General features: G+C 65.3%; 21 protein-coding genes and 1 tRNA gene. 7 read left to right on the forward strand and 15 right to left on the reverse strand.

The window, feature by feature from the left end; all coding sequences use genetic code 11:
- Window positions 1–84: 84 nt before the first annotated feature.
- The gene (gene rpoB, locus QNO00_RS05725) at window positions 85–3585 is read right to left on the reverse strand and encodes a DNA-directed RNA polymerase subunit beta (RefSeq protein ID WP_229964870.1); all 3501 of its coding nucleotides are present in this window, start codon (window positions 3583–3585) and stop codon (window positions 85–87) included.
- A gap of 541 nt (window positions 3586–4126) precedes the next feature.
- Here rpoB and QNO00_RS05730 point away from each other — a divergent pair.
- Window positions 4127–5362 (forward strand): acetyl-CoA C-acetyltransferase, encoded by a 1236-nt coding sequence (locus tag QNO00_RS05730; RefSeq protein WP_284023895.1) that lies wholly within the window; start codon window positions 4127–4129, stop codon window positions 5360–5362.
- A gap of 96 nt (window positions 5363–5458) precedes the next feature.
- On the opposite strand, the gene rplL is transcribed toward QNO00_RS05730, so the two are convergent.
- The 8 genes from rplL to QNO00_RS05770 all read right to left on the reverse strand — a co-directional run bounded on the left by rplL (window position 5459) and on the right by QNO00_RS05770 (window position 10801).
- Window positions 5459–5833 (reverse strand): 50S ribosomal protein L7/L12, encoded by a 375-nt coding sequence (gene rplL / locus QNO00_RS05735; protein ID WP_229964868.1) that lies wholly within the window; start codon window positions 5831–5833, stop codon window positions 5459–5461.
- Between the two features lie 78 nt (window positions 5834–5911).
- Complete coding sequence (gene rplJ, locus QNO00_RS05740) at window positions 5912–6475, reverse strand: 50S ribosomal protein L10 (protein ID WP_229964867.1); 564 nt, start codon at window positions 6473–6475, stop codon at window positions 5912–5914.
- A gap of 317 nt (window positions 6476–6792) precedes the next feature.
- The gene (locus QNO00_RS05745; RefSeq protein ID WP_284023896.1) at window positions 6793–7896 is read right to left on the reverse strand and encodes a GNAT family N-acetyltransferase; all 1104 of its coding nucleotides are present in this window, start codon (window positions 7894–7896) and stop codon (window positions 6793–6795) included.
- A 123-nt stretch (window positions 7897–8019) separates the two neighbouring features.
- Window positions 8020–8727, reverse strand: a complete 708-nt coding sequence (gene rplA / locus QNO00_RS05750; RefSeq protein ID WP_229964865.1) for a 50S ribosomal protein L1 — start codon at window positions 8725–8727, stop codon at window positions 8020–8022.
- A gap of 144 nt (window positions 8728–8871) precedes the next feature.
- Window positions 8872–9303 carry a 50S ribosomal protein L11 gene (rplK, locus tag QNO00_RS05755; RefSeq protein ID WP_229964864.1) on the reverse strand — a complete coding sequence of 144 codons (432 nt, stop codon included), beginning with the start codon at window positions 9301–9303 and terminating at the stop codon, window positions 8872–8874.
- 129 nt (window positions 9304–9432) lie between these two features.
- Window positions 9433–10269, reverse strand: a complete 837-nt coding sequence (gene nusG / locus QNO00_RS05760) for a transcription termination/antitermination protein NusG (protein ID WP_229964863.1) — start codon at window positions 10267–10269, stop codon at window positions 9433–9435.
- Between the two features lie 95 nt (window positions 10270–10364).
- Complete coding sequence (gene secE / locus QNO00_RS05765; protein WP_229964862.1) at window positions 10365–10631, reverse strand: preprotein translocase subunit SecE; 267 nt, start codon at window positions 10629–10631, stop codon at window positions 10365–10367.
- Between the two features lie 97 nt (window positions 10632–10728).
- A tRNA-Trp gene (locus tag QNO00_RS05770) sits at window positions 10729–10801 on the reverse strand.
- A gap of 313 nt (window positions 10802–11114) precedes the next feature.
- Here QNO00_RS05770 and QNO00_RS05775 point away from each other — a divergent pair.
- Window positions 11115–12335: a pyridoxal phosphate-dependent aminotransferase gene (locus QNO00_RS05775; RefSeq protein ID WP_284023897.1), complete on the forward strand. Its 1221-nt coding sequence runs from the start codon at window positions 11115–11117 to the stop codon at window positions 12333–12335.
- A gap of 34 nt (window positions 12336–12369) precedes the next feature.
- Here the strand turns inward: QNO00_RS05775 and QNO00_RS05780 are convergent, their stop codons facing one another.
- Together QNO00_RS05780 and QNO00_RS17300 are read right to left on the reverse strand one after the other, a co-directional pair.
- On the reverse strand, window positions 12370–13041 hold the full coding sequence (locus QNO00_RS05780; protein WP_284023898.1) for a LuxR C-terminal-related transcriptional regulator: 672 nt from the start codon (window positions 13039–13041) through the stop codon (window positions 12370–12372).
- The gene (locus QNO00_RS17300) at window positions 13038–13169 is read right to left on the reverse strand and encodes a hypothetical protein (protein WP_349643467.1); all 132 of its coding nucleotides are present in this window, start codon (window positions 13167–13169) and stop codon (window positions 13038–13040) included. Before QNO00_RS17300 ends, QNO00_RS05780 begins: the two co-directional genes overlap by 4 nt.
- A gap of 273 nt (window positions 13170–13442) precedes the next feature.
- Between QNO00_RS17300 and QNO00_RS05790 the strand changes: the two genes are divergently transcribed.
- The 4 genes from QNO00_RS05790 to QNO00_RS05805 all read left to right on the forward strand — a co-directional run bounded on the left by QNO00_RS05790 (window position 13443) and on the right by QNO00_RS05805 (window position 15846).
- Entirely contained in the window at window positions 13443–13640 is a 198-nt protein-coding gene (locus tag QNO00_RS05790) for a hypothetical protein (protein WP_284023899.1), read from the forward strand.
- Window positions 13641–13699: 59 nt separating this feature from the next.
- Entirely contained in the window at window positions 13700–13939 is a 240-nt protein-coding gene (locus QNO00_RS05795) for a PspC domain-containing protein (RefSeq protein ID WP_229964858.1), read from the forward strand.
- Window positions 13940–14057: 118 nt separating this feature from the next.
- Window positions 14058–15086 carry a 6-phosphofructokinase gene (locus QNO00_RS05800; protein WP_229964857.1) on the forward strand — a complete coding sequence of 343 codons (1029 nt, stop codon included), beginning with the start codon at window positions 14058–14060 and terminating at the stop codon, window positions 15084–15086.
- A 40-nt stretch (window positions 15087–15126) separates the two neighbouring features.
- A complete protein-coding gene (locus QNO00_RS05805) occupies window positions 15127–15846 on the forward strand; it encodes a GNAT family N-acetyltransferase (RefSeq protein WP_229964856.1) in 720 nt (239 codons plus the stop codon).
- Window positions 15847–15864: 18 nt separating this feature from the next.
- Here QNO00_RS05805 and QNO00_RS05810 read toward each other — a convergent pair whose 3' ends face one another.
- The 4 genes from QNO00_RS05810 to QNO00_RS05825 form a co-directional block, all read right to left on the reverse strand.
- Window positions 15865–16263, reverse strand: a complete 399-nt coding sequence (locus QNO00_RS05810; protein WP_229964855.1) for an ankyrin repeat domain-containing protein — start codon at window positions 16261–16263, stop codon at window positions 15865–15867.
- A 54-nt stretch (window positions 16264–16317) separates the two neighbouring features.
- Window positions 16318–17409 carry a CAF17-like 4Fe-4S cluster assembly/insertion protein YgfZ gene (gene ygfZ, locus QNO00_RS05815; RefSeq protein ID WP_284023900.1) on the reverse strand — a complete coding sequence of 364 codons (1092 nt, stop codon included), beginning with the start codon at window positions 17407–17409 and terminating at the stop codon, window positions 16318–16320.
- 52 nt (window positions 17410–17461) lie between these two features.
- Window positions 17462–18061 (reverse strand): heme-binding beta-barrel domain-containing protein, encoded by a 600-nt coding sequence (locus QNO00_RS05820; RefSeq protein ID WP_229964853.1) that lies wholly within the window; start codon window positions 18059–18061, stop codon window positions 17462–17464.
- A gap of 275 nt (window positions 18062–18336) precedes the next feature.
- Window positions 18337–19083 carry a hypothetical protein gene (locus tag QNO00_RS05825; protein WP_229964852.1) on the reverse strand — a complete coding sequence of 249 codons (747 nt, stop codon included), beginning with the start codon at window positions 19081–19083 and terminating at the stop codon, window positions 18337–18339.
- A 143-nt stretch (window positions 19084–19226) separates the two neighbouring features.
- Between QNO00_RS05825 and QNO00_RS05830 the strand changes: the two genes are divergently transcribed.
- A complete protein-coding gene (locus QNO00_RS05830; RefSeq protein ID WP_229964851.1) occupies window positions 19227–19937 on the forward strand; it encodes a winged helix-turn-helix transcriptional regulator in 711 nt (236 codons plus the stop codon).
- The last annotated feature ends 78 nt before the right edge of the window (window positions 19938–20015 follow it).

The raw sequence follows: 20015 nt of genomic DNA on the forward strand, positions 1-20015 counted from the left end.
CTCTTGTTCTCTAAATCTGAATGTCTCGGGTACGGGAAGGGGCTGCCGGAGGCCGGCCCGCGAAAAGCGGACCGGCCGGCTCGGCTAAACCTCTTCTACGGAGCTGGGCTCTGCGCGGGACAGATCAATACCCAGTTCTTCCGCGGCCCGGAAGACTTCTTCATCCGAGTCACGCATTTCAATCGTGTTGCCCTCGGTGGAGAGGACTTCCACATTCAGGCAGAGCGACTGCATTTCCTTGATGAGCACCTTGAAGGACTCCGGAACGCCGGGCTCCGGGATGTTCTCGCCCTTGACGATGGCCTCGTAGACCTTCACGCGGCCATGGATGTCATCCGACTTGATCGTCAGCAGTTCCTGCAGCGTGTAGGCAGCGCCGTACGCTTCCAGGGCCCAGACTTCCATTTCACCGAAGCGCTGGCCACCGAACTGTGCCTTACCACCCAGCGGCTGCTGCGTGATCATGGAGTACGGGCCGGTGGAGCGTGCGTGGATCTTGTCGTCGACAAGGTGGTGCAGCTTCAGGATGTACATGTAACCCACCGAGATGGGCTCCGGGAACGGCTGGCCGGAGCGGCCGTCGAACATCTTCGCCTTACCCGAGGCACCGATCAGGCGGTTGCCGTCACGGGTCACGTTGGTGGAGTCGAGCAGGCCGGTGATTTCGTCTTCACTGGCGCCGTCGAACACCGGGGTGGCGACCGTGGTGGGACCGGATTCACGCGGCAGGGACGGCAGGTTCTTGACCCAATCCGGCTCTCCCTCGATCTTCCAACCCTGCTTGGCAGCCCACGCGAGGTGGATTTCCAGGACCTGGCCGACGTTCATTCGACCCGGAACACCCAGCGGGTTCAGGATGATGTCGACGGGGGTTCCGTCTTCCAGGAACGGCATATCCTCGATCGGCAGGATCTTGGAGATGACGCCCTTGTTGCCGTGGCGGCCGGCCAGCTTGTCGCCGTCCGTGATCTTGCGCTTGTGCGCCACGTAGACGCGCACCAGCTGGTTGACGCCCGGGGGCAGCTCGTCGTCGTTGTCACGGTCGAAGATGCGGACACCGATGACCGTGCCGGACTCGCCGTGGGGGACCTTCAGCGAGGTGTCGCGGACTTCGCGGCTCTTCTCACCGAAGATGGCGCGCAGCAGGCGCTCTTCCGGGGTCAGTTCCGTTTCACCCTTGGGGGTGACGCGGCCAACCAGGATGTCGCCGGCTTCAACCTCGGCACCGATGTGGATGATGCCGCGCTCGTCCAGCTGGGAGAGCACTTCCTCCGACACGTTGGGGATGTCACGGGTGATTTCCTCGGCACCAAGCTTGGTGTCGCGGGCATCGACTTCGTGCTCCTCGATGTGAATGGAGGTCAGGACATCGTCCGACACCATGCGCTGCGAGAGGATGATGGCATCTTCGTAGTTGTGGCCTTCCCATGACATGAATGCCACGAGCAGGTTCTTACCCAGAGCCAGCTCGCCCTGGTCCGTGGAGGGACCGTCGGCGATGATGCTGTTGACCTCGACGCGTGCGCCTTCGGAGACCAGTACCCGCTGGTTGTACGCGTTGCCCTGGTTGGAGCGCGCGAACTTCATGATCGGGTAGCTGGAATCAGTGCCGTCGTCGTTCATCACGGTGACGAGATCAGCGGAGACCTCGGTGACGACACCGGGCTTGACGGCGGTAACGGAGTCACCGGCGTCAACGGCGGCGTACTTCTCCATGCCGGTACCCACAACGGGGCGCTCGGAACGGAGCAGCGGCACTGCCTGGCGCTGCATGTTCGCACCCATGAGGGCGCGGTTGGCGTCATCGTGCTCCAGGAACGGAATCAGGGCGGTGGCCACCGACACCATCTGGCGCGGCGAGACGTCCATGTATTCCACACCGTTGGGCTCAACGAGAACCGGCTCGCCGGAACCGCCGCGGGCACGGACGAGGACGAGGTCCTCGGCGAAGTGCTGGTCTTCGCGCAGCGGAGCGTTTGCCTGGGCAATGGTGCGCTCAACTTCGTCGTCGGCGGTCAGGTAATCAACCTGGTCCGTGACGACGCCGTCGATGACCTTGCGGTACGGGGTTTCGATGAAACCGAACGCGTTGATCCGGGCGTAGGACGCCAGCGAACCGATCAGGCCGATGTTCGGGCCTTCAGGGGTTTCGATGGGGCACATGCGGCCGTAGTGCGAGGGGTGAACGTCTCGGACTTCCATGCCTGCACGGTCACGGGACAGACCACCCGGGCCCAGCGCGGACAGGCGGCGCTTGTGCGTCAGTCCGGCGAGCGGGTTGTTCTGGTCCATGAACTGCGAGAGCTGGGAGGTTCCGAAGAACTCCTTGATCGCTGCCACGACGGGCCGGATGTTGATCAGGGTCTGCGGCGTGATGGCCTCGACGTCCTGAGTGGTCATGCGCTCACGCACAACGCGCTCCATGCGGGACAGGCCCGTACGGATCTGGTTTTCGATGAGCTCGCCGACGGCGCGGATGCGGCGGTTGCCGAAGTGGTCGATGTCGTCAACCTCGACGCGGATGTCCACGTCGTCGCCGTTGCGCTTGCCCGGTACGGTCTTCTCGCCGGCGTGCAGGGCTACGAGGAACTTGATCATCGCAACGATGTCTTCGTTGTTCAGGACCGAAGCATCGGAATCCGTCAGCGGCTTGTCGATGCCCAGCTTGCGGTTGATCTTGTAACGGCCAACCTTGGCCAGGTCGTAGCGCTTCGGGTTGAAGTACAGGTTGTCCAGCAGGGTCTGGGCAGCCTCAACCGTGGGCGGCTCGCCCGGACGGAGCTTGCGGTAGATGTCCAGGAGGGCATCCTCACGGGTTTCCGTGGGGTCCTTCTCCAGGGTGGCGCGGATCGAGTCGTACTCGCCGAAGGTCTCCAGGATCTGGCCTTCGGTCCAGCCCAGGGCCTTGAGCAGGACGGTAACTGACTGCTTGCGCTTGCGGTCAAGGCGAACGCCGACCTGATCGCGCTTGTCGATTTCCAGTTCAAACCATGCACCGCGGGAAGGAATGATCTTCGCGGTGTAGATGTCCTTGTCACTGGTCTTGTCCGCGGTGCGCTCGAAGTAGGCACCCGGCGAACGGACCAGCTGGGAAACAACGACACGCTCGGTGCCGTTGATGACGAACGTTCCCTTGTCTGTCATCAGGGGGAAGTCGCCCATGAACACGGTCTGCTGCTTGATTTCGCCCGTGTTGTTGTTCATGAACTCGGCCTTAACGTACAACGGGGCCGAGTAGGTTGCGTCCCGGTCCTTGCACTCAGCCATGGTGTACTTCGGGTCGGCAAATTCCGGCTCGGTGAAACTCAGGGACATGGTGCCCTGGAAGTCTTCGATCGGGGAGATTTCCTCGAAGATGTCGGCCAGGCCGGAGGTGGTGGCAATGCCCTGTTCCCCGGTCTGCTTGGCCTTTTCTACGCGCGCCTTCCAGCGCTCGTTGCCGACAAGCCAGTCAAAGCTGTCGGTCTGCAGGGCAAGAAGATTGGGAACGTCAAGCGGTTCGTGAATCTTTGCGAATGAAATCCGGGGAGCGATGTTCTCCGGGATGTTAGCGGTTGCATTATTAGAGGTGCTCGAGGCGACCAAGAGGGATCCTTCCACAGACCTTCAGGCGTGTTTCGCGCCTCCTTCTCTGCACAGAGCGGACCTGGTCCGCGTGCGTCCTTGCATCCTGCCGGGCGCGCGAAGACGCGGCCTGGCACAGGACAAAGCCCACCGCTATATGAAGGCTGAAGGTTAAGAGAGGGAAGCAAATATTAACTATAGGGCATTGCGGGCAGACAAGTCTACCCGGTACCGCAACCCCTGCTTCGCTCGACCCGCCGGACCGTGTCTGGATTCGAGAGAATTCGATCAACCAGATCACCGTGGAACGGGGAGCTACAGGCAACACCGGCGCACCGCTGACGCTTCGGATACAGATATCTTACCGCACGATGCGCGGATCGCACGTCCAGGTGGTGCGCAAGGCCTCCCCGCGGTGTGATGACACTCTCCTCCGCCCCGCCGGTTGGCGTACCCTAGTTCCAGCGCTCGATCCGTGCCCGCCGTCCCAGCGGATGCCGGGCAGGTGCCTGGTGCACCGCCGGCCGCACCCAACATTCAACGACGAAAGTGGATTCCCGCCATGAGCAACCGCCCAGACCAGGCACCCGCAGGCCAAGAAGCAGCAGCCGGAACCGATGTGGTCATCGTTGGCGGAGCCCGCACCCCGCAGGGCCGCCTGAACGGCCAGCTCGCCTCCTTCACCGCTGTTGAACTCGGCGCCTTCGCCATTGCCGGAGCCTTGGAAAAGGCCCGTGTTCCGGCCGCCGACGTGCACGCGGTCATCATGGGGCACGTCGTCCAGGCCGGCTGCGGCCAGAACCCGGCCCGGCAGGCCTCCATCAAGGCCGGCATCGGCTGGAACGTCCCAACCGTCACCATCAACAAGGTGTGCCTCTCGGGTCTGGCTGCGGTGATCGACGCCGCGCGGCTGATCCGGGGCGGCGAGGCCACCGTGGTGGTTGCCGGGGGCCAGGAATCAATGACCCGCGGCCCGCACCTGCTGCCCGGGTCCCGCCAGGGCTGGAACTACGGAAACATTTCGGCGCTCGACTCGGTGGCCCACGACGGCCTGACCGATGCCTTCGACAACGAGTCCATGGGGGTTTCCACCGAGCGCGGCAACACCAAGCTGGCGATCAAGCGGCTGGAACAGGACGAAGTCGCCGCCGCTTCCCACCGCCGGGCCGCCGCAGCCATGGCCTCCGGTGTGTTCGACACCGAGATCGTGCCGGTCACCGTTCCCCAGCGCAAGGGCGAGCCCCTGGTGCTTACCTCCGACGAGGGGGTCCGGCCCGGCACCACCTCGGACACGCTCGCCGGCCTCCGACCGGCCTTTGACCCCGAGGGCACCATCACCGCCGGAAATTCGTCCCCGCTGTCCGACGGCGCCGCGGCCCTGATTCTCACGACCCGCACCTATGCGGAGGAAAACGGGCTCGACGTGCTCGCCGTCGTCGGCGCTCCGGGCCAGGTGGCCGGCCCGGACAACACCCTGCACTCCCAGCCGGCCAACGCCGTCTTCGCCGCCCTGGACCGGGCGGGGTGGAACGCCGCGGACCTGGACTTCATCGAAATCAACGAGGCCTTTGGCGCGGTGGCCGTCCAGTCCCTGAATGAGCTCGGCATGGACCTGGACCAGTGCAATCTTCACGGCGGCGCGATCGCGCTGGGCCACCCCATCGGTGCTTCCGGTGCCCGGCTGGCGCTGACGGCCGCCCATGAACTGATGCGCCGCGGCTCCGGCCGGGCGGCGGTTGCCCTGTGCGGCGGCGGCGGCCAGGGCGAAGCGCTGCTGCTTTACCGCGAACTGTCCTGATCCACCCGGCTCCGGGCCGAAACGCAGAAAGACCCCGTTCCAAGGAACGGGGTCTTTCTGTTCTCCGCAGCGGAAAGCTGCGGAAGGAAAAAACTACTACTTGACGGTAACCGTGGCGCCGGCAGCCTCGAGGGCGTCCTTTGCCTTCTCTGCGGCTTCCTTCGTAGCGCCTTCCAGGACAGCCTTCGGGGCGCTGTCGACAACGTCCTTGGCTTCCTTCAGGCCCAGGGAAGTCAGGGCACGAACTTCCTTGATCACTGCGATCTTCTTGTCGCCGGCGGCTTCGAGGATGACGTCGAATTCAGTCTTCTCTTCCTCGGCCTCGGCAGCGCCACCGGCGGGACCGGCAACTGCAACAGCAGCAGCGGTAACGTCGAAGGTCTCTTCGAAGAGCTTCACGAAATCAGAAAGCTCGATGATGGACAGTTCCTTGAAGGCTGCAATGAGCTCTTCGTTGGTCAGCTTCGCCATGGTGTGGCGTCCTTCCTATAAGTGGTGCGCGGGCACCTATGTGGTGCGTCGGCACCGGAGTGTGGATTGGAAGAGCGATTACTCTTCGGTGGCTGCTTCTGCGGCCGGAGCTTCTTCTGCGGCGGCCGGAGCCTCTTCCGCAGCGGGAGCAGATTCGGTGCCCTCGTCGAGCTTCAGGCGCAGTGCATCTACCGAGCGGACCAGCATGGACATCGGTGCCTTGAGGACACCGGCGACGCGTGCGAGCTGGAACTCACGGGATTCAAGAGCAGCCAAAGCGGCAACACCGGCTGCGTCGAGGTTGTTGCCCTCGAAAACGCCGGTCTTGATGATGAGCTGCGGGTTGGTCTTGGCAAAATCCGTCAGGCTCTTTGCAGCTGCAACTGCGTCACCCTTGATGAAGGCGATTGCAGTAGGTCCGGCAAGCTGGCCGTCGAACGCGTCGATGCCGGCTTCCTTGGCTGCAATGCCAGTCAGGGTGTTCTTGACGACCGAGTACTTGGTGTCCTGGCCGAGCGAACGACGCAGCTCCTTGAGCTGTGCAACGGTGAGCCCGCGGTATTCGGTTAGGACGGCAGCAGTTGAATCCTTGAAATCGGTGACGATTTCTTCAACAGCCGTTACCTTTGTTGGCGTTGCCATCTAACCCTCCTTCCGGGGAATAGTGCCGGTGGATCGGGTCCCGAACATAAAAAACGCCCCGGGCAGATGCACGGGGCTGAGCAGTGGTAACGCATAAGCGTACCGTTTGCTGAGTTCGTTCACCTGCGCAGGCCGCCCTCTGAAGGGACTTTCGGATGTCCGATCAACCGAGGTCCACCCGCGCGCCTGGAGTTCCGGGAGCTAAGGATGGGATTGAAAGCACATCGACCGACGGTCTTTGGTATATCCAGAGTACGGGAGAATCACCGCCCGGCCAAATCCCCTGCGCAGGGCCGGTCCGGCCGGGCGGCGCGGCGTCAGGAAGCGCCGCCGATCACCTTCTGCCACTCCCCCGAATAACCCGCCGGCTGAAAGCCAAGCTCGTCATTGATGGCCAGCATGTGCTCGTTCTCGGCTGCATTCCACGTCCAGATCCGGGCGGTTTCCGGCAGCTCTTCCCGCAGCCGGACCAGGTTCGCGGCCTTGAGCAGCATGCCGAGCCGGTGGCCCCGGTGCTCCCGGAGAACCAGTGTGTCGTCCTGGAAGGCGACCGCCGGATTGCTGTTGAACACCATCAGCACCGTGTGCCCGGCCAGCGCTCCGGTGGGAAGGTGCCGCACCGCACTGACCAGCACCTCGGCGTCCATGTCCAGCGCCTTCCGCTCGGCCTCCCGGACGCGGGCGGCGTCCCACTGTTCCTCTTCGACATCCAAGCCGGCCATTGGCGGAGCCACGCTCATCGTCTGTTTCAGCCGCGCATACGCGTCCACGAGGCGCTCCGGGCACGCACCGCGCCAGAATTCGAGACCATAGTCGGCACCGGCCGCGGCTGCCGCGGCGTCAAGCGCTTCCTGCCCGACGGCGGTTGCCGCCAGATCCAGCCTGCTGATCCGCTCCACCTGTTCCAGGCTAAAGCCGCTTTTCGAGGCGAAGACAGCGGCAGCGTCGGCGGGGATGCTGCCCGCTCCGCTTTTCGGTGCAAGCGTGCCGCCGCTGCCCGCAGCGGGCCGCTCCGGATGGTCCGTCTCGCTCAGGATCGTCCTTCGGCCTCCGGCTGCCGCCGCCTGCTCGACTGCTGCGTACAGGCGCGAACCGAGCCCCGCCCGGCGTGCCTGCGGTGCCACCACCACTTTCACCGAGGCGGAGTGCGTGTTGTCGGCCAGCGGCAGGCTCAGCGTCGCCAGCCCCAGAATCTCCCTGCCGGAGCGGGCGGCCAGCAGCACCCGCCGCCGCACCGGCGAGGGGCGGCACCCGGCCAGCTGCGTTGCAGGCGAGTCATGGAAGTCGGTGTTGCCCCACAGCTCCAGCATGTGGTCGTTCAGCAATTGGCCCGCGGCTATAAAGTCCGCGGCGGCAGGATCCCCCGGGTCCAGGCTTGAGGGAATGACGAGCGGGGATATCACGGGGACCGTTTGAGTCATGGCTCACATCCTGCCGGAAGTGCCTGCAGATACGCAAAAGGCGGCCGCAGCGAAAAGCTGCGGCCGCCTTCAGCGGATTCGGGACGGCCAGCGTCCCTTGGGGCCGGTTAGGCCTAAAACCAATTACGCGTCGGCAAGTACCTTGGTCACGGCCGGGTCCACGGAGATGCCCGGGCCGAACGTGGTGGAGACGGTTGCCTTCTGGATGTAGCGTCCCTTGGAAGCGGACGGCTTCAGGCGCAGAACTTCTTCAAGGGCTGCAGCGTAGTTCTCGGCCAGCTTCTGCTGATCGAAGGACACCTTGCCGATGATGAAGTGCAGGTTGGAGTGCTTGTCGACGCGGAAGTCGATCTTTCCGCCCTTGATGTCGGTGACAGCCTTGGCGACGTTCGGCGTAACCGTGCCGGTCTTCGGGTTCGGCATCAGGTTACGCGGGCCCAGGACACGGCCCAGGCGGCCGACCTTGCCCATCATGTCCGGGGTGGCAACGGCGGCGTCGAAGTCGACCCAGCCTGCTGCAACCTTTTCGATCATGTCATCGGAACCAACGAAGTCAGCGCCGGCTGCAATAGCCTGCTCTGCCTTTTCGCCCGTTGCGAAAACCAGGACGCGGGCGGTCTTACCCGTACCGTGGGGCAGGTTGACCGTGCCGCGGACCATCTGATCGGCCTTGCGGGGGTCAACGCCCAGACGGAAGGCAACCTCTACAGTCGCATCGAACTTGGACGGGTTGGTTGCCTTCGCCAGCTCTACAGCCTCAACCGGTGCGTACAGCTTGTCCGCATCGATCTTGGCTACAGCTGCTTCATATGCTTTGCTGCGCTTTGCCATCTGCTTTTTCTCCTTGTGCAGTCGTGGTCTGTCGGACCGCGCTCGGCCCTGCCACACGCCGTCGTGCCCGATGGCACGATCAGCTTTTTATGAGTGTAAATGTTTGGTCGGCGGGCGGACCCGCTTTCCGGAAGTGCGGGCTGATTAGCCTTCTACGGTGATACCCATGGAGCGGGCGGTGCCGGCGATGATCTTGGCGGCAGCCTTCACGTCGTTGGCGTTGAGGTCTTCCATCTTCATGGTGGCGATCTCTTCGACCTGGGCCTGCGTCAGGTTGGCAACCTTGGTGGTGTGCGGGGTTGCGGAACCCTTGGCGACGCCGGCAGCCTTCTTGATCAGCTGGGCAGCCGGAGGAGTCTTCGTGATGAAGGTGAAGGAACGGTCTTCGTAGACCGTGATTTCCACGGGGATGACGTTGCCGCGCTGGGATTCCGTTGCAGCGTTGTACGCCTTGCAGAATTCCATGATGTTGACACCGTGCTGGCCAAGTGCCGGACCAATCGGAGGAGCCGGGTTGGCGGCACCTGCGTTGATCTGCAGCTTGATGAGGCCGGTGACCTTTTTCTTGGGGGCCATGAAAGGGTCCTTCTCTAAATTATGTTCCCGGGGAACAGGAGCGTCCGTCCGGGTTGGTGGCCGCCATGGCGTGGCGGCCGGACGCTGCCGGCAGGGTAAAGCGGACCTGCAGACAACGAAGTCTTTGTGCTACTGCAGCTTCGTGACCTGGCCGAAGCCAAGGGTCACCGGAGTCTCGCGCTCGAAGATGGTCACGAGGACCACCAGCTGCTGGGACTCGGGCTTGATCTCGGAGATCGTGGCCTGGAGCGTCTCGAACGGGCCTTCGTTGACCGTTACGGGCTCGCCGACCTCGAAGTCCACTGCGTAGTTCGAAGACTCCTGCGCGGGCTTGCCGGCTTCGGTCTTCGGGGAAACCACTGTGTGCTCCAGCATGGAGTAAACCTCTTTGAGGCTCAGCGGCACCGGGTTGTGGGCGTTGCCCACGAAGCCGGTGACGCCGGGAGTGTGCCGGACAACGCCCCAGGACGCGTCGGTCAGTTCCATGCGGACCAGAACGTAACCGGGGATGCGCACCCGGTTGACGATCTTGCGGGTCGTGTTCTTGATCTCGACGACTTCCTCCATCGGAACCTGGATTTCGAAGATGTTCTCTTCCATGTCCAGGGTCTGGATGCGGGTCTCGAGGTTTGCCTTGACGCGGTTTTCGTAACCTGCGTAGGAGTGGATGACGTACCAGTCACCCTCCTGGCGGCGCAGCTTGGCCTTGAAGGCCTCTGCGGGATCTTCCTCGGGCTCTTCTGCAGAATCATCTTCTGCGGAGCCTTCAGATGCGGAGTCGTCGGAGACTGAGTCTTCGGAGTCTGCGGAATCAGAGTTCACGGCCTCATCGGCGGTATCGGCGTCTTCTGCCGTCACATCGCCCTCAGCGGTGGCCTCGGCGGCGTCCGCTGCGGTCGTTTCATCCTCGGCATCCAGATCAGCGGTTTCGTCATTGATCTGTGATTCGAGTTCTTGCTCGGACACGTAGATTCCTGCTTTCTTCTTCAGAGCTCTATGGGGTTTGTCACTAGCTCAAAGGCCTGCGGTTCCTGCCCTTGGGGCGGAACACAGGCAGGGCGCTAGCTCTCGCCGCTGCCTTCACCGAAGATCCACAGTGCTCCTGCACCAAAGACAAAATCCAGAACTGTCACGATAACGATCATCACGACCACAAAGGCCAGGACCACGAGGGTGTATCTCAGCAGTTCCTTGCGGGTGGGGGTAACCACCTTTTTCAGTTCAGCAACAACCTGACGCAGAAAGAGCGTTATGGCCGCGAAGAAGCCGCGCTTCTTGGGCCCGCTGGAGGGGTGTCCCTTGGAGCTGCTGGCAGCTGTCTCGGTCACCTTTCGCCTCACTCATCTGTTCGGTTCACAGTCGCAGCGCGTGCTGGGACTGCTGCTTCATGAAGGACTGCTGAGCTGTCGTGATGACAGCCGTGCGCAGGGCAGACAGGACTCGAACCTGCAACCTGCGGTTTTGGAGACCGCTGCGCTACCAATTGCGCCACTACCCTATGGAGGAAATCAACTCTACCGGTAATGCCCCTCGTCAGCGAACCGGCGACGGGCACGAACCAGTGTCGAGACTTCAACACCGAAGGTCTAGTCTACTCAATGTTTCCGGTTCCGTCGAACCGGGCCGCCCGGGGTGCGCTGCGGCGTCATTTTCCCGGCCGGATCCCGCCGAATCGCGGCGCGCTGCGCCGACCTTCCGGCGCTCTTTCCGCGCTGATTCCGGCGCCGCCCCGACCGCAAGAAACGGCCGGGACCTGCCCCTGCACCTAAACTGGGAGGGAACACGCCACCGCAACCACAGACGGGAACGTCATGCCTTCCACCGGCCGTATTTCAGAGCGCATCGCCTCCATCGCAGAATCCGCCACTCTTGCCGTAGATGCCAAGGCGAAGGCCCTCAAGGCCGCCGGACGCCCCGTGATCGGCTTCGGGGCCGGCGAACCGGACTTCCCCACCCCGGAGTACATTGTCGACGCCGCCGTCGAGGCCGCCCGGACCCCCCGTTTCCACCGCTACTCCCCCGCCGGCGGCCTGCCGGAGCTGAAGACGGCCATCGCGGCGAAAACCCTGCGTGACTCGGGCTACTCAGTGGAGCCGTCGCAGATCCTGGTTACCAACGGCGGCAAGCAGGCCGTCTACGAGGCCTTCGCCACCCTCTTGAATCCCGGCGACGAGGTCCTGTTGCCCGCCCCGTACTGGACCACCTACCCCGAGGCCATCCGGCTCGCCGGCGGGGTTCCCGTCGAGGTTTTCGCCGGCCCCGAGCAGGGCTACATGGTGACCGTGGAGCAGCTCGAGGCCGCCCGCACCGACAAGACCAAGCTGCTGCTCTTCTGCTCCCCCTCCAACCCCACCGGCGCCGTCTACCCCGCCGAGCAGGTCGCGGCGATCGGCCGGTGGGCAGCCGAGCAGGGCCTGTGGGTGGTCACCGACGAAATTTACGAGCACCTGACGTACGACGGCGTGGAGTTCACCTCCATCGCGACCGCCGCGCCCGAGCTGGGCGACAGGGTGGTTGTGCTCAACGGCGTGGCCAAGACCTACGCCATGACCGGCTGGCGCGTGGGTTGGATGATCGCCGCCGCCGACGTCATCAAGGCGGCCACCAACCTCCAGTCGCACCTGTCCTCCAACGTTGCCAACGTCTCCCAGATGGCAGCGCTGGCCGCAGTGTCGGGGCCGCTGACCGCCGTCGAGGACATGAAGACTGCCTTCGACCGCCGCCGCAAGGCCATGGTCTCGGCGCTGAACTCGATTGACGGGGTCGTCTGCCCCATGCCGGAGGGCGCCTTCTATGCCTACGCCGATGTCCGCGGACTCCTCGGGCGGGAATTCCCGGGCAGCAACGGGCCGGTGCGGCCGCAGACCTCAGCGGAGCTGGCCGCACTGATCCTGGAGACGGTGGAGGTGGCGGTGGTCCCCGGTGAGGCATTCGGGCCGTCGGGCTACCTCCGCCTGTCGTACGCCCTCGGCGACGAGGACCTGGCGGCAGGCATGTCCCGGCTGCAGGAATTTCTGGGCCGGGCCCAGTAGCTGCACCGTGTGCTCCTCCCGGCCGCCTGCTGCCCTAGAGCAGCCGGCGGTCGGCGGCCCACCGGCTGATCTCATGCCTGCTGGATAGCTGGAGCTTGCGCAGTACCGCGGACACGTGGGTTTCAACCGTTTTTACGGAGATGAAAAGTTCCCGGGCCACTTCCTTGTAGCTGTAGCCGCGGGCGATCAGCCGCATCACCTCCAGTTCCCGGGCCGACAACCGGTCCAACTCGTCATCGACTGCGGCCACGGTGCCGGTGCCGAACGCGTCCAGGACAAATCCCGCCAGCCGCGGTGAGAACACAGCGTCTCCCCCGGCAACCCGGACCACGGCGTCGGAGATCTCCGCTCCCGAAATGGTTTTGGTGACGTAGCCGCGGGCACCGGCGCGGATGACCGTCACCACGTCTTCCGCCGAGTCCGAAACACTGAGTGCCAGGAAACGGGTGCTGCCCAGCAGATCCCGGCAGCCGGCGATCACTTCCGCGCCGCCGCCGCCGTCCCCGCCGGGCAGGTGCACATCCAAGAGGACGACGGCGGGGCGGTGGGCGCGGATCGCGGCGATCGCCGACTCCACGGTGTCCGCTTCCGCGACAACCCGCAGTCTGCCGTCCAGGTCCGCTTTCAGCCCGGACCGGAAGATGGCGTGGTCATCAACGACTACAACATTGATGCCTTCGCCGGTGATGGTGGTGGTGCTTGTCATGGATGCTCCGATGCCTGGTTGGTGTTGGTGCCCGCTTCCGCCCCGGGCAGGGACAGCGGCAGCGCCAGCCGCACTTCCGTCCCCTCCGGTCCGCTGCGGATGAGGGCGGTGCCCCCGTTGCGCCTCATGCGTCCCACAATGGACTCACGCACGCCGAGCCGGTCCGGTCCGGGGGCACTGTGTCCGGATCAAAACCTGTCCCGCGGTCGCGGATGAAAATCTCGGCGCGGTCCGCCGTGCACTCCACATAGACGGAGACCGGTCCGCCCGCGTGCTGTGCTGCGTTAACAAGCGCGGCCCGGGCGGCCTGGGTCAAAGCTTCAGTGGCAGCGTCCAGCGGCGCATCCCCACCGTCACCACCTCCACCGGATATCCGTATTCGTCCGCGGACCAGCACCATAGTGTGGGGCCTGCTCCTCACGGCCGCCGGCCTCCTGGTCCTGGCCTGGCTGCTGACCGACATAGCGTTCGACCCGCTGGTCGTCCTGCTCGGGCTGACGCTCGGCACCGGCGCAGCCCTGCTCGTCGGCGGCGCGGTCAGCGCCTACGGGGGACGGAACAGCGGACGAAACGGGGGACGGAACAGCGGAGCGCAGTAACTTTTTCACCCCGGGCGGAACCGCCCTCCAACTTCGATTCGAAGAGGCAAGCTGAAACCATGAACCGATTCTTTAGCATTCTGCATTCCTCCCCCGTCCGCAGGACCAACGGCTGGGCAGGCGGCGTTTGCGCCGGCGTCGCCCAGCACTTCGGCTGGGATGTCGCCGTGGTCCGGATAGCCGTCCTGCTCAGCTTCCTCCTGCCGTTTGTGGGTGTCTGGACCTACCTCGCCGCCTGGCTGCTGCTGCCGAAGACCGACGGCAGCATTGCCCTGGAACGCCTGATCAACAGGCGCTAGCTGCCCATTCCCGGCTCCGCGGCTCCGCAGAGCACCGTCCTGCAGTGGCCGGCGGGCGGGGGTGGCTAGAATCGAGGCTGAGGATCCACCAGCCCCGCAACGGAACCAGAGGTTAATCATGAAGATCGGCATCCTAACCAGTGGGGGCGACTGCCCCGGACTCAACGCAGTCATCCGCGGAGCCGTCCTGAAGGGGATCAAGATCCATGGTCAGGAGTTCGTTGGGTTCCTGGACGGCTGGCGCGGCGTGGTCGACGGCGACATCATCGATCTGCCCCGCGCCAGTGTCCGCGGCATTTCCAAGCAGGGCGGAACCATTCTGGGAACCTCCCGGACCAATCCCTTCGATGGCCCCAACGGCGGTCCGGAGAAGATCAAGGCGACAATGGACCGGTTGGGAATCGACGCGATCATCGCGATCGGCGGCGAAGGCACCCTCGCAGCGGCGCAGCGGCTCACCGATGCCGGCCTGAACATTGTCGGCGTGCCCAAGACTGTGGACAACGATCTGGATGCCACCGATTACACCTTCGGTTTTGATACCGCCGTGCAGATCGCCACCGAGGCGATCGACCGGCTGCGGACCACCGGTGAATCCCACCACCGCTGCATGGTGGCCGAGGTCATGGGCCGCCACGTGGGCTGGATTGCACTGCACTCGGGGATGGCAGCCGGCGCCCACGCCATCCTGATCCCGGAGAACCCGCAGAGCCTGGACCAGATCGCCGAATGGGTCACTCAGGCCCGTGACCGCGGCCGTGCACCGCTCGTTGTCGTCGCCGAAGGATTCGTGACCACCGACATGGAATCCCCGCACTCCGAACGCGGCCTGGATGCCTTCGGCCGGCCGCGGCTGGGCGGCATCGGCGAACTGCTTGCCCCGGAAATCGAGGCCCGAACCGGGATCGAGACCCGCGCCACGGTGCTGGGACACATCCAGCGCGGCGGAGTTCCGACGGCGTATGACCGCGTGCTGGCCACCCGGCTGGGCATGGCCGCCATCGACTCCGTCATCGACAAGCTCTGGGGCACCATGGTGGCCCTGAACGGCACCGACATCGTCCACGTGGGCTTTGAAAAGGCGCTGGACAACCTGAAAACGGTCCCCAAGCACCGCTACGACGAAGCCTCCATCCTCTTCGGCTGACTTCGCGGGCCGGGGAGCGCTCCGGTGTAGTTTGGAACGTATGAACTTGGATCCGGGAACGATTGCGATCATCCAGCTCGCCTGGTCCCGCCGCCTCGGCCTGGCCGATGATGCGCTTGCCGAAACCGGGAGAGGCAGCCGCATTTACAGTGTGCAGGAACAGTCGCGGCGGGTGTCCTTTGTGCGGCTGTTCGGCCGGGAGGTGTTCTGCGGGCCCGAGTGGGCGGCGGACCGCGCCCGCGGCAAGAGCACCGAGGAGCTCAGCCGGCACACCGCGCTCGCCAGCCTCTCGATGGAGTACGGCGGGCGTACCGTCGGCTCGGAGCGCCTTTGTTTCGCCGATTCCTTCCCCGGGCCGGTGGAGCCTGCCGACGAAGTCGCGGTGGCCGAGGACCAGGCGCTCGCGGTGCAGCTGGAGCGCCGGTGCCCGCCCGACGACGTCGCTGCAGCCGGCTTGTCCGGCAAGGAAACGCTGTTCATCGTGGTGGATGACAGCGCTGAGGAACCGGTGCCGCTGGCCGGAGCCGGTTACAGCATCCGGGACGGGATACTCGCGGACATCAGTACGCTCACCGCGCCGGACGCGAGGCGCCGGGGCCTGGGACGCTACGCCACCTCAGTCGCAGTCGAAGAGGCCATGGCGGAAGGCCTGATTCCGCAGTACCGGGCACCGCTGGACAACATTGGCGCTGCCAGGACCGCTGCCGGCGCCGGATTTGTCGCCGCCGGCATCCGTTCCGAGGTCCAGCTCTCCGCCTAGGCGCCGCCCCGGCCGGGGTTATGGCAGCAGATCCAGCATTTCCTGCCGCTTGAAGAAGCCTGCCGTATCACGTGCACTGGGTGAGCCGGCGTCCGGGTCCGCTCCGCCTTCCAGCAGGATGCGGAAGATCCCGGTGTAGCCCTTGAATACAGCACCCGCCAGCGGGGTCTGGCCCCGGTCATTCTGCGTATTCACATCGGCGCCCCGTTCCACCAGCAGGGCAGTCAGGTTCTCGTGGCCATGGTAGGACGCCAGCATCACCAGGGTGTCACCGGAGCCGTTGGTGAGATTCACCGGCACGCCGGCGTCCAGAAAACTCCGGATCCCGTCCGTATCGCCGGCCCGCGCAGCGTCGAACACCAGACCCGCCAGTTCAATGATGTCGTCGTCAATCTCTGGACGGGGTTCCGGGGTCATCATGGATCTCCTCTGAAGGGTGTGTTGGTCTGACGTCTTTGCCGCTGGATGCGGCTATGCCCGTGGCGGGCGAAGGAAGCCGCCGGCCCGGCCGACGACCTGCCCGGCGTCGGGCGCCACGATGATCTCCTGTGCGGCGGCGTAGGGCTCGCCGCCGTCGTTCACCATCAGCGGGGCGGCAGGATCCGCTGACCGCTTCACCACGGCCAACGCCACCGCGCCCATCTCATAGTGCTGGGCCACTGAGGTCACGGTGCCCACCTTCCGCTCCCCCAGCAGCACTTCGCTGCCGGGCGCCGGCAGGGTGTGCTGGGAGCCGTCCAGCTGCAGGAACACGAGGCGGCGCGGCGGGTGGCCAAGGTTGTGCACCCGGGCCACGGTCTCCTGGCCCTTGTAGCAGCCCTTGGCCAGGTGCACCGCAGTCCGGATCAGGTCCAGCTCGTGCGGAATCGTCTTGTCGTCGGTCTCGGCGCCGAGCCGCGGGCGCCACGCGGCTATCCGCAGGGCCTCGGAAGCCATGGTGCCGGCCAGCGTCCGGCCGGAGGCCTCCACGGCCGGTTCCAGCTCGGCGGCAGGAATCAGGTACTCGTGCCAGGGGCGGTCGCGGCCGGGATGGGCATCCTCCGGCACCCCGGTATAGGCAAAGCCTCCGGGCCCGATGTTCGGCCAGGGATCAGTCCAGCACAGGTACTGCTCCCACGCCGGGACCGGTGCCACCGAGGCTGCCACGGCCCACTCGGCGCTGGCATCCGCCACTTCCACCCGAAGCATGAACTTCATCCGTTCGAGCCAGGCGGACAGGACCGGAGCTTCCGCCGCTTCCACGATCAGCCAGGCGGTGTCGCCGTCGTCGAGGATCCGGGCGTCATGCTCGATCCGTCCCTGGACGCTCAGCAGCAGCAGTTCCGAGCTCATTCCGGGCTGCAGGCTGCTGACGTTCTGCGAGGAGAGCGTGTTCAGCCAGCTCAGCCGGTCCGGGCCGCTGACGGTGACCACTCCGCGGTGGGACAGGTCGACGACGGCGTTGCCGCGGGCCAGTTCCCGCTGTTCGCGCAGGGGATCGCCGTAGTGTGCGGCGACGCCGGCATCCAGGCCTCCGGCTTCCACCGCACCGTGGCGGGACAGGAGGGGGCTTCGATAAGTCATAACGGGTGCAACGTCCTTGCGGGTGCGGCTATTCCGCCGGGCAAAAGGTGTCTCAGGAGTTTTTCTTGAGGATGGCGGACGCATGGGCCGTCAGGGCGTTGCCGCCTTCGGCCACGTCCCAGCGCCAGTACAGGTCCCCGTTGACTAGCCCGAAGATGCGCGTGGCGGCTGTGTATTCCTTGGAATTCACGCCGCGCATCACCATGTCGGTGGTCAGAGAGATCTGCGGGCCCTTGATTTGGCCGTAGTACAGCTCAGCGATGCCGCCGGGATGGACGATGGTGGCCGTGATGTCGAAGCCGCCGGTGTCGTTGCGGAGTTTTTCAACCTCGTCGGCGCTGCGCAGGGCCGGGACGATGTCCGCGGGGGTGAGCCCGGGGCCGCCGTCGGCGTCGTTCAGCGGGCGGTCCAGCGCCCAGAAGCCGGTCTCGACCGCGAGTGGCCGCAGAACGGTGCCTTCCTCGTCGGTGAGCCAGCTTTCGGCCTCATACTTCAGGTACGGCAGGCCGTTCTGGCTGAAGGTGACACGCTGCGAGAAGTACTCGGAGTCTGCCTCGCCCTCCCCGAGCCGGCCGGAGCCTTCCCAGGTGCCAAGCAGCCAGGACAACGGCACGAGTTCAGGGGTCAGATCGGTGGGAATCTCCATGGGCATGGCGCTGACCTGTTCCTTCGGGTTGCTGAGAGGGGGTTACTTCTGCCCTTTATACAGGCGGCTGACGACTAGGCCGGCGAATGCTGCCATGCCGACGCCGGTGATGCCGAGCAGAACGAGAAAGAAGATTTCGAGGGCTAAGAGCGGATCCATAGCTACATCCTAACCCGCAGCCGCGGGCGTTTCCTTCCATGACATCCCGGTGGCATCCCGCATGACATCTCCCATGACATCCCCGTGCCGGGAAACCGGAACGCGCGGCAATCCGGCAGGGGTCAGGGTACGAGGAGCCGGGCCAGGAAATACACCACGGAGCCCAGCGCGAGAATCGGCGCCAGGGCCAGGGCGAGCCGGCCCCGGCGGGTGGTGATGTCGCGGGAGAGGACCAGCCGGCGCACTGCCATGATCACGGCGGCGCCCACGGCACCCATCAGGGCTGCTGACAACGCGGGAACATCGGCCTCGGGCTGCAGGACCCCGGCCAGCGCCCCGGCGAGGGCGCCCGCGGCGACGCCCAGCGGTGCTGCGATCCGGTCCGGCACTGGAATAAGGCTGGCGGCCAGGGCCGCCACGATGCCGGCGGCCGCCATGGTCAGGCCCGCCGGACTGCCGTCGGTACCGGCCAGCCGGTCCGCTGCAACCCAGCCGGACCCCATCACGGCCAGGAGCACACCGGCGATGTTGCCGATGGTCGATTCCAGCCGGTGGGCCTGGCCGGTGCCTCGCAGCAGCTGAATGAGGAAGATCGCGCCCACGCCCACGGCGGCGATTCCGGGCAGCCAGGTCAGCAGGGCAGCAGCCGGGGCAACAAACGCCGCAGCGCAGGCCCCTGCGCCGGCCAGCGCCAGCACGGCGCCCTGGGTTTTTTTCGCCGGCACATCCAGCAGGTGCGGCCAGCCGATGCCCATGACAACTGCCAGAAGGCCGGTCATCACCGCAACGGCCGCCACCGACCAGTACGAAGCACCTACGATGCCAATGAGGGCTGCTCCCGCAAGCACCGCTACGCTCCAAAGTTTCACTTAAGCCATCCTGCCTTATTACGCCGCGCAGAAGAAAGCTACAGGCCGGGCGTTCCCGCATGGTTATACTTTCAACACCTTCGCCTCCTGCGGATGCGGTCAAGCTTGTGCCCAACGATGTGCGCCCAACTTTCGGAGGATCCATGTCGCACATTCTGCTCCTGACCAACAGTCCGGGCCCCTCAGTGGATGTCCTGCCTGCCCTCGGGCTGTTGAACCACAAGGTCCAGGTTGTTCCCGCCGAGCCCACGGCGCTGCTGGAAACCGATCCCAGCGACGTGGTCCTGGTTGACGCCCGCAAGGACCTGGTCGGTGCCCGGTCCCTGACCCAGCTGCTGAAGGCCACCGGCCTCGACACTCCCCTGATCCTTATTCTGACCGAGGGCGGAATGGCCGCCGTGGCGGCGAACTGGCTCGCCGACGACGTCATCCTCGACACGGCCGGGCCCGCCGAACTGGAAGCCCGGCTCCGGCTGATGGCGGCCCGGGTCCACTCCACGTCCGAGGCTGCCAGCACCGAAATCCGCGCCTCCGGCGTCGTGATCGACGAGGCCAGCTACACCGCACGGGTGAATGGCACGGCGCTCAACCTGACCTACAAGGAATTCGAGCTCCTGAAATACCTGGCGCAGCATCCCGGCAGGGTTTTCACCCGTGACCAGCTGCTGCACGAGGTCTGGGGCTACGACTATTACGGCGGCACCCGGACCGTGGACGTTCACGTGCGGCGGCTGCGCGCCAAGCTGGGCACGGACCACGAGAACCTCATCGGCACCGTCCGCAACGTCGGATACCGGTTCACCCGCTCCCGCCTGGCCGAGGATCCGGCACCCGCAGCGAGCCAGGACGCCTGACCCCTCCGTCCCCGCGATGCCCGTCCCCCGCGACACCCGAGGTCCGGACGGGCCGCGGCCGCTTTGAGCCGTCCGGGT

The sequence above is a fragment of the Arthrobacter sp. zg-Y1219 genome (assembly GCF_030125545.1).
GTDB lineage: Bacteria > Actinomycetota > Actinomycetes > Actinomycetales > Micrococcaceae > Arthrobacter_B.

Bases quoted from the DNA above. Each gene is read 5' to 3' on its own strand.
- QNO00_RS05730 (WP_284023895.1), top strand. From the start codon at position 4,127: ATGAGCAACCGCCCAGACCAGGCACCCGCAGGCCAAGAAGCAGCAGCC.
- rplL (WP_229964868.1), bottom strand. From the start codon at position 5,833: ATGGCGAAGCTGACCAACGAAGAGCTCATTGCAGCCTTCAAGGAACTG.
- rplJ (WP_229964867.1), bottom strand. From the start codon at position 6,475: ATGGCAACGCCAACAAAGGTAACGGCTGTTGAAGAAATCGTCACCGAT.
- QNO00_RS05745 (WP_284023896.1), bottom strand. From the start codon at position 7,896: ATGACTCAAACGGTCCCCGTGATATCCCCGCTCGTCATTCCCTCAAGC.
- rplA (WP_229964865.1), bottom strand. From the start codon at position 8,727: ATGGCAAAGCGCAGCAAAGCATATGAAGCAGCTGTAGCCAAGATCGAT.
- rplK (WP_229964864.1), bottom strand. From the start codon at position 9,303: ATGGCCCCCAAGAAAAAGGTCACCGGCCTCATCAAGCTGCAGATCAAC.
- QNO00_RS05775 (WP_284023897.1), top strand. From the start codon at position 11,115: ATGCCTTCCACCGGCCGTATTTCAGAGCGCATCGCCTCCATCGCAGAA.
- QNO00_RS05780 (WP_284023898.1), bottom strand. From the start codon at position 13,041: ATGACAAGCACCACCACCATCACCGGCGAAGGCATCAATGTTGTAGTC.
- QNO00_RS17300 (WP_349643467.1), bottom strand. From the start codon at position 13,169: ATGAGGCGCAACGGGGGCACCGCCCTCATCCGCAGCGGACCGGAGGGG.
- QNO00_RS05795 (WP_229964858.1), top strand. From the start codon at position 13,700: ATGAACCGATTCTTTAGCATTCTGCATTCCTCCCCCGTCCGCAGGACC.
- QNO00_RS05800 (WP_229964857.1), top strand. From the start codon at position 14,058: ATGAAGATCGGCATCCTAACCAGTGGGGGCGACTGCCCCGGACTCAAC.
- QNO00_RS05805 (WP_229964856.1), top strand. From the start codon at position 15,127: ATGAACTTGGATCCGGGAACGATTGCGATCATCCAGCTCGCCTGGTCC.
- QNO00_RS05810 (WP_229964855.1), bottom strand. From the start codon at position 16,263: ATGACCCCGGAACCCCGTCCAGAGATTGACGACGACATCATTGAACTG.
- ygfZ (WP_284023900.1), bottom strand. From the start codon at position 17,409: ATGACTTATCGAAGCCCCCTCCTGTCCCGCCACGGTGCGGTGGAAGCC.
- QNO00_RS05820 (WP_229964853.1), bottom strand. From the start codon at position 18,061: ATGCCCATGGAGATTCCCACCGATCTGACCCCTGAACTCGTGCCGTTG.
- QNO00_RS05830 (WP_229964851.1), top strand. From the start codon at position 19,227: ATGTCGCACATTCTGCTCCTGACCAACAGTCCGGGCCCCTCAGTGGAT.